This window comes from Chryseobacterium sp. YIM B08800, assembly GCF_026163565.1.
Lineage (GTDB): Bacteria > Bacteroidota > Bacteroidia > Flavobacteriales > Weeksellaceae > Chryseobacterium.
Genome location: NZ_JAPDKN010000019.1, coordinates 75,759 through 89,751, shown reverse-complemented (window position 1 = coordinate 89,751; position 13,993 = coordinate 75,759). Strand labels below are relative to the sequence as shown.

General features: G+C 32.4%; 15 protein-coding genes. 13 read left to right on the top strand and 2 right to left on the bottom strand.

Annotated features, from left to right (window positions below; all coding sequences use genetic code 11):
- Positions 1-92 precede the first annotated feature (92 nt).
- Positions 93-1,565 carry a helix-turn-helix domain-containing protein gene (locus OEW74_RS09050; protein WP_265428159.1) on the bottom strand — a complete coding sequence of 491 codons (1,473 nt, stop codon included), beginning with the start codon at positions 1,563-1,565 and terminating at the stop codon, positions 93-95.
- A gap of 126 nt (positions 1,566-1,691) precedes the next feature.
- Between OEW74_RS09050 and aceB the strand changes: the two genes are divergently transcribed.
- From aceB to OEW74_RS09010, 8 genes are all read left to right on the top strand, one after another.
- Positions 1,692-3,266 carry a malate synthase A gene (gene aceB / locus OEW74_RS09045; protein ID WP_265428158.1) on the top strand — a complete coding sequence of 525 codons (1,575 nt, stop codon included), beginning with the start codon at positions 1,692-1,694 and terminating at the stop codon, positions 3,264-3,266.
- 105 nt (positions 3,267-3,371) lie between these two features.
- A complete protein-coding gene (gene aceA / locus OEW74_RS09040) occupies positions 3,372-4,652 on the top strand; it encodes an isocitrate lyase (RefSeq protein WP_265428157.1) in 1,281 nt (426 codons plus the stop codon).
- A 300-nt stretch (positions 4,653-4,952) separates the two neighbouring features.
- Positions 4,953-5,336 carry an acyl-CoA thioesterase gene (locus OEW74_RS09035; protein WP_265428156.1) on the top strand — a complete coding sequence of 128 codons (384 nt, stop codon included), beginning with the start codon at positions 4,953-4,955 and terminating at the stop codon, positions 5,334-5,336.
- 43 nt (positions 5,337-5,379) lie between these two features.
- Positions 5,380-6,048: a Yip1 family protein gene (locus OEW74_RS09030; RefSeq protein ID WP_265428155.1), complete on the top strand. Its 669-nt coding sequence runs from the start codon at positions 5,380-5,382 to the stop codon at positions 6,046-6,048.
- 66 nt (positions 6,049-6,114) lie between these two features.
- Complete coding sequence (gene queD / locus OEW74_RS09025; protein WP_265428154.1) at positions 6,115-6,558, top strand: 6-carboxytetrahydropterin synthase QueD; 444 nt, start codon at positions 6,115-6,117, stop codon at positions 6,556-6,558.
- A 31-nt stretch (positions 6,559-6,589) separates the two neighbouring features.
- Positions 6,590-7,366: a UDP-2,3-diacylglucosamine diphosphatase gene (locus OEW74_RS09020; protein ID WP_265428153.1), complete on the top strand. Its 777-nt coding sequence runs from the start codon at positions 6,590-6,592 to the stop codon at positions 7,364-7,366.
- A gap of 197 nt (positions 7,367-7,563) precedes the next feature.
- Positions 7,564-8,544 (top strand): acyl transferase, encoded by a 981-nt coding sequence (locus OEW74_RS09015; RefSeq protein ID WP_265428152.1) that lies wholly within the window; start codon positions 7,564-7,566, stop codon positions 8,542-8,544.
- Between the two features lie 124 nt (positions 8,545-8,668).
- Positions 8,669-9,214, top strand: a complete 546-nt coding sequence (locus tag OEW74_RS09010) for a hypothetical protein (protein WP_265428151.1) — start codon at positions 8,669-8,671, stop codon at positions 9,212-9,214.
- A gap of 50 nt (positions 9,215-9,264) precedes the next feature.
- Here the strand turns inward: OEW74_RS09010 and aqpZ are convergent, their stop codons facing one another.
- Complete coding sequence (aqpZ, locus tag OEW74_RS09005; RefSeq protein WP_265428150.1) at positions 9,265-9,981, bottom strand: aquaporin Z; 717 nt, start codon at positions 9,979-9,981, stop codon at positions 9,265-9,267.
- Between the two features lie 236 nt (positions 9,982-10,217).
- On the opposite strand from aqpZ, the gene OEW74_RS09000 reads away from it, so the two are divergent.
- The 5 genes from OEW74_RS09000 (at position 10,218) to OEW74_RS08980 (ending at position 13,714) form a co-directional block, all read left to right on the top strand.
- Positions 10,218-10,835 carry a DUF5715 family protein gene (locus tag OEW74_RS09000; RefSeq protein WP_265428149.1) on the top strand — a complete coding sequence of 206 codons (618 nt, stop codon included), beginning with the start codon at positions 10,218-10,220 and terminating at the stop codon, positions 10,833-10,835.
- 82 nt (positions 10,836-10,917) lie between these two features.
- Complete coding sequence (locus tag OEW74_RS08995; protein ID WP_265428148.1) at positions 10,918-11,664, top strand: hypothetical protein; 747 nt, start codon at positions 10,918-10,920, stop codon at positions 11,662-11,664.
- A gap of 9 nt (positions 11,665-11,673) precedes the next feature.
- On the top strand, positions 11,674-12,297 hold the full coding sequence (locus tag OEW74_RS08990; RefSeq protein ID WP_265428147.1) for a hypothetical protein: 624 nt from the start codon (positions 11,674-11,676) through the stop codon (positions 12,295-12,297).
- A gap of 14 nt (positions 12,298-12,311) precedes the next feature.
- Entirely contained in the window at positions 12,312-13,043 is a 732-nt protein-coding gene (locus tag OEW74_RS08985) for a sensor histidine kinase (protein WP_265428146.1), read from the top strand.
- Positions 13,043-13,714, top strand: a complete 672-nt coding sequence (locus OEW74_RS08980; RefSeq protein ID WP_265428145.1) for a response regulator transcription factor — start codon at positions 13,043-13,045, stop codon at positions 13,712-13,714. Before OEW74_RS08985 ends, OEW74_RS08980 begins: the two co-directional genes overlap by 1 nt.
- Positions 13,715-13,993: the final 279 nt, after the last annotated feature.

The following is a 13,993-nucleotide window of genomic DNA, read 5'->3' as shown; positions in this document are numbered from 1 at the left end:
AAAATCAACAAAATATTATCCTAAAATCATTGCGAACTCCGCGTTAAAAGAATATTCTCAATACATTAAACTCCCATCATCCGACTCCCAACCTAAAAATCCTTCCTGATCTTCTCAATCGCATTTTTCATACTAGAATTAAAATATTCCTTTTCCAATCGAATTGGAGGAGACTGTCTCACTTCGCAATCTGCAATGCTGCACGATTCGCAAGTTACCCCAACATTGATGGTTTTTAAAGTTTCAGATTTAATAAAATTAATTTTTTTAATGGTCTGCGAATTCAATAAAATTCCCAAGCAATAACTTCTGTTACTTCCATCCGAAAACGGGTTTTTTTGTGAAGTAGAAATCACCAAATAACTTACGCCTTGATCTTTGTAATGTGAAATTTGGGCATCTGTCAATGTTTCATTTTCAGTTAATTCATGAAGGTTTTTAATCGCAATCCATCTTCTGCAGTAATGTTCATTGGTTGCGTTGGCGTGTGGAGCTTGTTGATGATTAAGGTGTAATTCCTTTAAAATCTGAATTTTATCTGAATTTTTCTTTTTAACCAGACATAAATAAAACAAATCCTTAATTCCTAATTCTGAAGAAAGAATATTGGTTAAACGATAATAAAATGTTTCAGGTGAATGAGTAAATTTTTTAATTAGATCTTCAAAATTGGTCGGCTTCCAATCGTTTTGTAGGAAAAAATCAGAAGTTTCTTCAATTGTTTTTTGTTTTGAGATCAATAAAGCTCCTGCGAAATAAGAAGCATAAAAGTTATTCAAAATCTCTTCAAAACTTCCAAAATCAAGCCATGAATAAGTGTTCGGACGATTCTTTAATTCCAAAACATTGAAGCCTATTTCTTTCGCAAAAATAAAGGTCTTTTGATCTTGCTCTAATTTTTTATTTAAAAGCAATAATTTTTTCTCAGGAATAAATAACGACCGAAGATTATCCAATGTTCCATATTGTTCAAAATCTTCTGATTGAATCGTGTAACTGAATCTATCGGTCAATATTTTTTCTAAAATATCAGTTTGTAAATTTTTATTGATCTTCAATTGATTTTCCTGTGCAAACTGCAAAACTTTATCCTCAATTTCAGGGAAATAATTATCATTTAATTCCTGAAACGAGCGTAAAACGGCAAAGTAAAACCGCTCTTTTCCTAAATTATAGTTCTGTGAAATTTCTATCAAAGCATTAATAAAAGCGGTCACTTTTTTCGGCGCATCGCTGATGATACTGATTAAATTATTTTTATTAATTCCGAAAAGATCCAAAGGAATTTCTTTAAAAAAATCCGATTGTAAAATTTCATTGAAAGGTGCTAAACTTTTATCAAGTTTTGTTGAAACCAAATCATCAAAAGTACAGTTCAGAGATTCTGAAAGCTGGATAATCTTGTCATGTTTCGGATATTTTTTACCGTTTTCAATTTCATTAAGGTAAGATTTTGATAATCCAGTCTTTACGGCAAGATCCTGCAAAGACCAATTTTTCTTTTGTCTCTGCTGTTTTAGTTTAAGTCCGAAAACCGTTTTGATAAAGTCACTGTCAGAATTCATAGTTCAAATATAATATTTAGAAGCGATTTTTTGCATAATAATTTTTAAAATAAATTTAGCGAACGTTCGCTGTATGTGAAAATTTTTATTTAGGTTTGTAATGTCGAATCACAAAATCAAGACGTTATGGAAACTAAAACACAATTAAATATAAATACTCAGCCACGGTTTGAAGAAGTCTTCACTAATGATTTAAACGATTTTTTGGTGGAGCTTCATCAAAACTTTAATGCTAAAAGATTAGAACTTTTAGAAGAAAGAAAAAAAACTCAGCAGGAATTTGATAAAGGAATTCTTCCGAAATTTTTGTCTGAAACTGAAGAGATCAGAAATGGAAATTGGATTTGCGCACCTCTTCCTGAAGATTTGCTTGACAGAAGAGTAGAAATTACCGGACCAGTCGATCGGAAAATGATTATTAATGCTCTGAATTCCGGGGCTTCAACGTTTATGGCAGATTTTGAAGACAGCAATTCGCCAACCTGGAAAAACTGTATGGAAGGACAGATCAATCTTTCTGATGCAATTAATCGAAAGATTGATTTTACGAACGAGCAAGGGAAATCTTATCAATTGAATGAAAAAACAGCTGTTTTGTTGGTTCGTCCGAGAGGTTTGCATTTAAACGAAAAACATGTTAAAATTAATGATGAGCCAACTTCTGCTTCGTTGATCGATTTTGGAATTTATTTTTTCAGAAATGTGAAAAGGTTGCAGGAAAACGGAAGTGGAGCTTATTTTTATCTTCCAAAATTAGAGCATTACAAAGAAGCTCGTTGGTGGAATGATGTTTTTATTTTTGCTCAAAACTACATTGGTATTCCGCAAGGTTCTATTAAAGCAACAGTTTTAATTGAAACAATTACAGCTTCCTTTCAAATCGACGAAATTTTATTTGAATTAAAAGAACACAGCTCCGGTTTGAATTGCGGACGATGGGATTATATTTTTTCATTCATTAAAAAATTCAGAAATCTTCCTGAATTTATCGTTCCCGATCGTGATCAGGTGACCATGACTTCGCCTTTTATGAGTGCTTATTCTAAAAGAGTAATTGAAGTATGTCACAAAAGAAACGTTCATGCAATCGGCGGAATGGCAGCGCAAATTCCTATTAAAAATGATTATGAAGCGAATAGTGTAGCCTTCGGAAAAGTAAGAACTGATAAAGAAAGGGAAGTGAAAAATGGTCACGATGGAACTTGGGTAGCGCATCCGGCTTTGGTTTCTGTGGCGAAAGATATTTTCGACCAATTTATGCCTGAGAAAAATCAAATAGATAAAAAGTTTGATTATCAAATTACAGAAAATGATTTACTGGAAATTCCGAAAGGTGAAATCACTGAGAAAGGGGTAAGAAAAAATATCAACGTCGGAATTCTTTATATCGAATCTTGGTTAATGGGAATTGGAGCTGCAGCCATTTATAATCTGATGGAAGATGCAGCCACGGCTGAAATTTCAAGAACCCAAATTTGGCAATGGCTAAAAAATGAAGCGGTATTAAATGATGATCGAACATTGACGAGAGGAATGATTTTGCAGTGGGAATTTGAAGAACTGGAACGCATCGAAAAATATGTAGGTGAAGAACGTTTCAAAAACGGAAAATTCAATCTGGCAAAAGAACTTTTCAACGAATTGATTTTCTGTGAAAACTTCGAAGAATTTTTAACATTAAAAGCATATCCGTTCATTTGAGTGGGAGAGTTTTAGTGTTTGAGAGTCTGAGAGTTATAAGCTGTCAGCTAAAAACCAACAACTATCAACTAATATCAATCAACAATTAACTAAACAAAAAATATTATGAAAACAAGACAAGACCAAATTCAGGAAATAGAAAAAGACTGGCTGGAAAACCCACGCTGGAATGGTGTGAAAAGACCTTATACAGCAGAAGAGGTATTAAAACTTCGAGGTTCTTATAAATTAGATTATACAATTGCGACCGAAATGTCAAAGAAATTTTGGGATAAACTGAATTCTCAGGATTTCGTTGCAGGATTAGGAGCATTAACGGGAAACCAAGCTGTACAGGAAGTCGATGCTGGATTGGAAGCGATTTATCTTTCAGGATGGCAGGTTGCTGCAGATGCGAATTTATCTGGTGAAATGTATCCTGATCAATCGTTGTATCCTGCGAACTCAGTACCTTCTGTTGTGAAAAAAATTAATAATGCTTTGTTGAGGGCAGATCAGATACAATCGGTAAACGGCGGTGGTGAAAAGGAATATTTAGTTCCGATTATTGCTGATGCGGAAGCTGGTTTTGGAGGAAATCTGAATGCTTATGAATTAATGAAGCAAATGATTGAAGCGGGAGCTGCAGCAGTACATTTTGAAGATCAGTTATCTTCTGCAAAAAAATGTGGCCATTTGGGCGGAAAAGTATTGGTCCCGACTCAGGAAGCGATTAATAAATTAATTTCAGCTCGTTTGGCGGCGGATGTTTTGGGTGTTCCGAGTTTAATTATTGCAAGAACAGATGCGGATGCAGCAGATTTGTTGACTTCAGATATTGATGACAGAGATAAAAAATTTGTAACTGATGAAAGAACCTCCGAAGGGTTCTATGTGGTGAAAAATGGAGTAGAACAGGGAATTGACAGAGGTTTATCTTATGCTCCTTACGCAGATTTGATTTGGATGGAAACTTCAAATCCTGATCTTGAGCAGGCAAGAAAGTTTGCTGAAGGAATTCATGCAAAATATCCCGGAAAAATGTTGGCATATAATTGTTCACCATCTTTCAACTGGGCATCGAGACTGAGTGTCGAAGAAATGTTGAATTTCAGGGAGGAGTTGGCGAAATTAGGTTACAAATTCCAATTTATTACATTGGCTGGTTTCCATGCATTGAATACTGCGATGTTTGAATTGGCTTTAGCCTACAAAGAAAAAGGTATGGCAGGTTATTCTGAATTGCAGGAAAGAGAATTTGCTTTGCAGCAAAAAGGTTTCAGAGCGGTGAAGCACCAGACTTTTGTGGGAACAGGATATTTTGATGAGGTTCAAAATATTGTTACAGGAGGTTCTTCGGCGACTGTTGCGATGAAAGATTCTACAGAAACTGCACAGTTTCATTAAAAGAATTCATTAAAAATAATTTGTTGGAAAAACGCATGGGCGCAAAGCTTAATTAAATTTATAATGTTTTTAAGGCGCAAGAAAATCAAAGATTTTTAATATTAAAAGTTGATAATTTTATAGAAGATAAAATCCTTGCTTCTTAAAACGTATAATTTGTAAAATTCTTGCGCTTTTGCGTTTTCCAAATGAAGAAAATATTAAAAAGATCATTTTAACTAAATTTAATTGTTAAGAACCTTCTCAATTTTGGGAAGGTTCTGTTTTTATGCTTTATTTTTGAGTAAATATTTGAAGAAGATGAGTTTGATTTTTGAAAAACAAATAAAAATTACAGAGCAGCATATAGATGTAAATAATCACGTCAATAATGTGCAATATGTAAAATGGGTAGAAGAAATTGCCGGTGAACATTGGGATTCTGTAAAAAATCAATTGGGTTTTCCTGATGATATCTGGATGCTTCTCGATCATCATATTCAGTATAAAAAACAGGTTTATTTAGGAGATGTGATTTCTATAAAAACTTATCCCAAACCTCCGGAAGGAATTCGGCAACCGAGAAAAGTAGAGTTTTATTGTAATGATATTTTGGTTGTAGATTCTCTTACGCTTTGGGTTTTTATTGATAAAGAAACGCAGAAAATTAAAAGATTGGATGAGAATTGGTTAAGTTTACTTTAATTTTTAATAAATATGTTTATTTTCGTGATCCTATAAAAACTACATGGAAACAAAATATACAGAAGATCAATTTGAAGAGTTTGAAAAATATGATGCACTTTCTGATCAGGATATTTTTACAAAGATCTGGACAGAGCCAAGAAGGGTTTTCAAATTTATAAACGACACACAGTACGAGAAATACTTGTACTTTCTGCTTATCTTTGCGGGTATCGTAAGGGCTTTTGATCGGGCGTCTTCAAAAGATATGGGTGATCATTCTTCATTGCCTACTATTGTTTTTAGTTGTGTTGTTGGAGGAGGAATGTTGGGCTGGATCTCTTATTACATTTATTCGGCACTATTAAGCTGGACAGGAAAATGGCTAAACGGAGTAGGAAATACTTCATCTATTTACAGAATGATGGCTTATGCAATGATCCCTTCGATTTTAGGATTGGTATTTCTGTTTTTACAAATTGCGGTGTTTGGAAATGATTATTTCAGGAGCAACACAGATTATCTTGAGTCTAGTATTGAAGGAAGTATTGTTTTCTGGATTTCATTTTCAATGGAAATGCTTTTATCTTTTGCCTCACTTGTTCTTATGGTAATCGGACTTTCAGAAGTGCAAAAATTTTCGATAGGAAAAGCAATTATTAATCTTATTTTACCCATTGCCTTCATTGTTGTGCCAATTGTGCTGATTGTATTTATAGCGACGGTATTTTAATTAGATTAAAATTAAAGTCAGAGTAAGGTGATTCTTTTACATATCGAATTTCCTTATCTTTGCAGTATGATACGTATTACAAAAATTTTTACATTCGAAACTGCTCATGTTTTGTACAATTATGACGGGAAATGTAAAAATATGCACGGACATTCCTATAAACTTTTCGTTACAGTAAAAGGGAAACCGATAAATGATCTTGAAAATCCTAAAAACGGGATGGTGGTAGATTTTGGCGATATTAAAGATATTGTAAAATCTGAAATTGTTGATGTTTGGGATCATGCTGTTTTGATTAATGGTGTTTCTCCGCATAGAGAGTTGGGAGAAGGTTTAGAAAATCAGGGTCACAAAGTGATTTACTGTACTTTTCAGCCGACTTGCGAAAATATGTTGTATGCCATTGCTGCAAAAATAAAATCAAAGCTTCCGGAAGGGATTTCTTTAGCTTATCTTAAACTTCACGAAACCGAAAACTCTTACGGAGAATGGTTTGCAGAAGATAATTAATATTTTTTTTACTGAATTTAAAATATAAAAGGTGATTAAAACAACCATTAATTTAGAGCCGGGAAAAAAAGTGTATTTTGCTTCGGATCAGCATTTTGGAGCTCCTAATCCAAAGGAGAGCAAAGTGCGTGAAGAAAAATTTATCCGATGGATGAATGAGATCAAAGAAGATGCTCAGGTTTTATTTTTGATGGGTGATCTGTTTGATTTTTGGCACGAATGGAATCATGTCATTCCCAAAGGATACGTACGTGTTCTTGGGAAAATTGCAGAATTAAAAGATCATGGTGTTCAGGTTTATTTTTTTGTAGGAAACCACGATTTGTGGATGAAAGATTACCTTGAAGAAGAAATTGGCTGTACCGTTTTTTATAAGAAACAATATTTCGAAATTGCCGGAAAGCAGTTTCTTTTAGCTCATGGAGACGGTTTAGGGCCCGGAGATAAAGGGTATAAAAGAATGAAAAAAGTCTTTACCAATCCTATTGCACAATGGTTTTTTAAATGGTTGCATCCCGATATTGCAATGAAGATTGCTTTGTATATGTCTCAGAAAAATAAAATGATTTCGGGAGAAGAAGACAAAGCGTTTTTGGGTGAAGACAAAGAGTTTTTGATTATTTATTCTAAAAAAAAGCTCGAAACTGAGAATATTGATTACTTTATTTACGGGCATCGACATTTGCCGATGGTTTTAGATTTAGGAAAAAATTCAAAATATATCAATCTGGGAGACTGGATCTCCTATTTCACCTACGGAGTTTTCGAGCATGATTTTCAACTGAAAACGTTTGAAAAACAGGAATAAAAAAAATTACCCCATAAATGAGGTAATCCTTGTAAAAAGATTTTACAATCTTTATTACTAATCCATATTCCGAGAGTGAAGTTACAAAAACTTGACCAAATTTTTGATTTTAATATTAAAAAATAATTAAAAGTTATGCTTGTTATAATAAATGCTTCATTTTGAGCTAATAACAGGTTGAAAAAATATTTATATCATTGGAAAATATATTCAACATAAAGACAGAAGATGACTTTTTGGCTGTGTCACTTAAGACATTTCGTTATCAATATGACAACATAGAAGTTTATAGAAAGTTTGTTGACTATTTGAACATCGATCCTGAAGAAGTTAAAAGTTTAGACAAAATTCCGTTTTTGCCCATTGAGATGTTTAAAAATCATCAGGTTTTAAACAAAAATGTTTCTACAGAATTATATTTTCAAAGTTCAGGAACAACTCAGATGAATTTGTCTAAGCATTTCATTGCTGATGAAAATATTTATCAGGAAAGCATTTATAAAAGCTTCGAACAATTTATTGGAAAACCTGAAGATTTTATTTTTCTTGGGCTGCTGCCAAGTTATCTTGAAAAACAAAACTCTTCTTTAATCTACATGGTCGATTATTTAATGAAAAAATCCGACAAACCTGAAAACGGATATTTTCTTTATAACCATGAAGATCTATTTAGGCTTTTGAATGGATTAAAAGACAAAAAAGTTATTCTTTTTGGAGTTTCGTTTGCACTTTTAGATTTTCTGGATTTTTGCAATTTAAATGCTCAAATTCTACAATTCTCCGGCAATCTGACAGTAATAGAAACGGGTGGAATGAAAGGTAGAAAAGAAGAAATGACGAAAGATGAATTGCTTGAAATTTTGCAGTCGGGTTTTAAAACCGATAAAATTTATTCCGAATATTCTATGACCGAGCTTCTTTCGCAAGCTTATTCTTTAGGGCAAAACATATATCAATGCCCAAGCTGGATGCGAATTTTAGTTAGAAATGTAGAAGATCCTTTCAGCTATGAAAAAGAAGGAAAAACCGGAGCGATTAATATTATTGATTTAGCAAATATTCATTCTTGCTCATTTATTGCTACTCAGGATTTAGGAAAAATTGTTGGTGATAAATTTCAGGTTTTAGGAAGAATTGATCATTCTGATATTCGGGGTTGTAGTCTTTTAGTTAGTTAGTTAGTTAGTTAGTTAGTTAGTTAGTTAGTTAGTTATCTTTGCTGAGTGAAACGCCTTTGCGAACACAAAATATTCACAACAATTTTAAAAAAATCTTAGCGCTCTTTGCGTTAAAAATAATTCAGTGTTAAAAATAGAAGAATTAGTTCATGCATATATTCATTCTCATTGTGATTTTGAGAAAGAAATTGTGCTCACTAATCATTTTCAGGCAGATTGGGAAGCAGATATTTTGATTATTAATTCTGAAGGTTTTAGCCACGAAATAGAAATTAAATTGTCTAAAAGTGATTTTAAAAATGATTTTAAAAAATCTTACGTCAATACTTCTACAGGTGAAAAATTTTTAAAACACGATAAGATTTGCTGTGGAGATTATATCTGTAATTCTTTCAGTTTTCTTTTACCAATGGGAATGATTGAGCATTCTGTAATTCCTGAACATTGCGGAATTATTGAGTTTTATCATAATGTAGATTCCTGGGAAACCGAATTTTATTTAATCCGAAAACCGGCAAAAGTGCATGAAGATTCTTATTGGAACCTTACTGATAAAGATCTTTTTATAAGAAAAATGGCACTTAATTTATTATCTAAAAAAATGGAAGTAAAAGGAAAGCATGAAGAATTAATCTTTAAAAACCCTTTTGAAATTAAGAAAACAAAATAAAAATTCCTGTCCGAAAAGACAGGAATTAAATTTATATGGAAGTGTGTTTTTTATTTTGCTAATTCAGGTTTTTCAATCAGTAAATTGTAAGTGAAAGCTGCGAAAATCCCTCCTAAAACTGGAGCTGCAATAAATAACCATAATTGAGAAAGCGCCTCTCCACCTGCGAAAATTGCCGGGCCAATACTTCTTGCCGGGTTTACAGAAACTCCGGTTACTTTGATTCCAACAATATGAATTAAAACCAGAGAGAAACCAATGGCTAAACCTGCAAATCCACCGTTAATGTTTTTTGTAGAAGTTGATCCTAAAATCACCATCAAAAAGATAAAGGTGAATACAAATTCGGCAACAAAAGCTGCAATTGTGTTGTATTGGTCAAGATATCCGGTTCCCCACCCATTAGACCCTAAAGCCCAAGGTTTCATTTCTGCGCCGGGATGATTGGTGAAAATCAGATAAAGAATTCCTGCTCCGATAATAGCTCCGATAATCTGAGCAATCACGTAGCTCATTGCTTCGCCCATTTTCATTCTTCCTGCTGCAACCATCGCAATAGAAATTGCAGGATTAATGTGACATCCCGAAATATGACCAATTGCATAGGCCATTGCAACAACACTTAAGCCAAATGCGAAAGAAATTCCTAGAAGTCCTACTCCTGTAGTTCCGTCTGCGCCTGCAATTACAGCGCTTCCGCAACCCATTAAGACCAGAACCATGGTGCCGAACATTTCAGCTACGAATTTTGAGGTTTTTGAAATCATTTCTTATTGTATTTTTAATTAGCAAGCTAATTTACGAAAATTAATAATTCAATGATTTTTTATTTTATGTAATTATTTTGTATTGATTAGGGTTTTATTTTTGATGATATTTGTGTTAATTAACTTTTTTTAAGTTAATCTTTTTAAAAGTAAAATATTATGCCGTTGCTTGAATTTAATATCTTTGAACATAAGAAAATCAATATTTTATTCGTTTTACATTTAAATGATTTTTAATGAGGAAGTATCTTTTTGTAATCCCTTTGTTTTTCCATCCCATTTTTCCTGGTCAGCAATCTAAAAAAACGTTGCCTTGTTATGATCTTACGGAAGTTTTAAAAGTAGAGCCTACTCCGCTTTATAAACCACATTTAGATGCTTCAAAAAGTTTTAATGTGAAACTTCTGAAAACTACAACAACCGTTCAGAAATACATCAACAGCGGAAAATTTCATTCAATAAAAAAATCAGGAAAAGGCTTTAAGGTTCAAAAATTAGACTATAGCAGAGCCTGGATGGTTTCTAAAGCAAAGGCAACTTTAGAAAAAATCGGAGCAAGATTCAGTAAAGAAACAAAAGGTCACACTTTTACGGTCTCATCGATTACCAGAACGCTTGAAGATCAATGCAGATTGAGAAGGGTAAATTCTAATGCGAGTTTAGGGATTAGTTCACATAATTACGGAAATTCATTCGATATTTCTTATGTGAGATTTAATGGAGTTTTAAAGAATAATCCAAAAATGGAAGCAGCTTTAGAAAAAGTTCTGAAATACTACGCAGATGCAGGTCGAATTTATTATATTAAAGAAAAGCAACAGAGCTGTTTTCATGTGACGGTGAGAAACTATTAAATAATTATTATTTATTCATGGGATGTTTGTGTAGTTTGGGCAGATTCAATAATTTTATGCGCAGAATTAAAAACCATCTTTTATGAACAATTTAAACAGAGAAGAATATTCCATGGCTTTGGAAGGCTGGATTATGGCAAAGCAAGACATTAAAAGAATTGAAGAGCTTTTTCCGCCAAATTATGTATTCAATCTATCACCTGAACAGGTACAGTGGCTTAAGAAAACTAACCTTAATAAAGAATTTTGTGCTGAGATAGGAGTTGTTAATGGTCAATTGACGATGATTTTATGTCCATTGGATGAAAAAGGGAATAAAATGGCTGTTGGTGAGTTTCCTTACTGTACTTTTGAACCTTTAGAAAATGATCTGAAATTAACTGAAGTTCAGACTTATACTGTTGTTAAGAATGCGTTGTTATCAAAAGATATGCGCAAGATTGATAACGATTCTGATATGTTTTTTCCAATCACAAGCCAGCCGATAATGGAGCAGGATAAAGCTGTAAACTCTATCGAATCATGGCAAAGTAACGGGCAAGACTGGTTTTATGCTCAATATAAAGAAGATAAAGCAAGAAGTATTTTCAATAAATTTTATGTTCCTTCAGAGAAAATTTCTCATGCAGATGCAGATCTTAGCTTTGTTTGTTCGTTTGGATTGAAATATTCTGAGATTTATCAAAAACAATTACCGGCATTAGTATTTATTGCTTTCCATAAAAACTTAGGAAACGGAGGAAGTGTAGAAACAATTTCAAATACTTACGACTACGCAAAACCATGTCCTCCAATCTGCAAAATACCAGATCTTGGAACTGATGAATAATTTCTAAAAATGGTAGAATTTTACAAAACATTTTTATTTATCAATTATGGATTGCTTTTAGCCATCATATTCTTGATATTTTGGAAATTTACCATTCTTAATAAAAAAGAAAAACAATATACTTATTATATTGTTTTTCTTTTTTTAATTGAACTTTGCAGTTTTACATTGCCTTATATTTTAGAGTCAGATGATACTTCTTTTTTGTATCATTTCTTTATTGCAGGAGAATTTTGCCTTTTAACAGGACTTTTTATAAGAAAGCTAAATTTAAATAAACTCTTTTTGATTATTTCAGGACTTCTCTCTTTGTTTTTTTTGTTTGTTATCTATGGTTTAAAGATCAGTTTTAATTATGATTTAGCAAAAATTATTTCCAATTTGGTTATCATTTGCCTTGTTGCGACATTTCTTATTCAGCAGATTAAAAACGGGAAAAATATAGATCGGTTTATTTTGGTTGATGCAAGTATCTTCTTTTATTATTCGGTTTCTGTTCTTATTTTTGTCGTATTGTCGCAATTTGTTAATTTATCTACAGAAAGCGTTTATTTAATTATGGGTGTTAATAATGTTCTGTCAACTTTTCTTTATTGTTCAATCGTATATACCTTTTTAAAATTAAAGAAGTAACCTTAAATATCAATTTGCTTATTCTGATAATTGTAACACTTGCAGTTATCGTATTTTTTATATTGATGGCATACAAAACTTTTGTAGACCGTATTATAAAAGAAAAAGAAGCGCAGAATTTAGCAGAAATTCAGCATCAGAAACAGTTGGTTTTAGAAAATACCAAGGTGCAGGAAGAAGAGCGTAAAAGAATTGCAGTTTCTGTTCATGATGATATTGGTAACAGATTAAATATTCTTTCTTTATGGTTGAATAATCTTGATATTGAAGATGATTCTACTTCAGAAGTTATTTCAGGTCAGATTTCGGAGCTAATTGACAGTACGAGGAATATTTCACATTCACTTTATCCTGTAAATCTGGAAAGGTTAGGCTTGATTTTATATATCGAGGAATTAATTACCAATTTATCGGCAAGAATTAATATTTCACTCTATGTTTCTTCAGAATATCACAAAAAAGATGTCTTTGTAGAAGTTCAGATTTATAGAATTATACAAGAGTTTACAACAAATGTTATTAAACATTCAAGTGCAGACAAAATTGATATTCTTATCAAAGATTTTAATGATTTTACCGGAATTGTTATCTTTGATAATGGGCAAGGTTTTGATTATGAAAAAGTTAAAAAAGGAATGGGGATCAAAAATATAGAATCCAGAATGCAATCGATGGATGCCAGATTCAAATGGAAGAGTATCATAAATAAAGGAAGTCGATTAATCTTTAAAATTCAGAAAAAATAATGTGTGACCAAATAAAAATTGCCTTGGTTGATGATGAGCAGCTAATTCTTGAAGGAGTAAAAATGCTATTGTCTAAAGAAAAAAACTTTTCGGTAACGATGATGGCAAATAATGGAAACAGTTTTCTCGAAAACCTTGAGACCTGCGCCGAAGAAGATTTTCCGGATATTGCTTTGGTTGATGTTCAGATGCAGCCTATGAATGGTTTCGAATTGGTTGAGATTTTAAAAGATAAATATCCTGATTTAAAAATTATTATTCTTTCATCTCATTATAAAACATCGGTTTTAGGCTACATGGTCAAGCTGGGTGTTTCTGCTTTTCTTCCGAAAAATTCCGACAAAAAATTATTTATAGAAGCTATATCAAGAGTTTTTGAAAATGGTATTTTCTTTACGACTGAAGATCATGAGATGCTTCTTTCTTATATGAATAATACTTCCAAGAAAAAATCATTGTTTAGTATGGATGGTGATCTTTCCGAAAGAGAAAAAGATGTTGTAAAGCTAATCTGTCAGGAATTTACCAATCATGAAATTGCAGAAAAACTCTTCATTAGTCCACGAACAGTGGAAAGTCATCGACAAAGAGCTATCGAAAAAATAGGCGCAAAAAATACGGTGGGTATTGTAATTTACGCCATTGTTAACAATATTTATTCTCCGGCTTAAAAGCAGATTCCGTATAAATACGGGCTTTATTTCGTTGTTTTTACGATAGTATTTATTGTTTTATTCTCGTTACTTTGAATTGTATTCAACATGTCACAAAATAGCGAATACAAAAGGTTATTAAAAAAATATTATGCCGACGAAGCAAAGCTATGAAGGTAAATATTTTTGTTAAGATTTAGGATAGGGTCGCCTCACAAAGGCGTCTCTTTTTATTTTACGATCATTCATTTCTTTTCCGTATTTTTGCACCCGAAAAAGATTCACATTCATTATTCA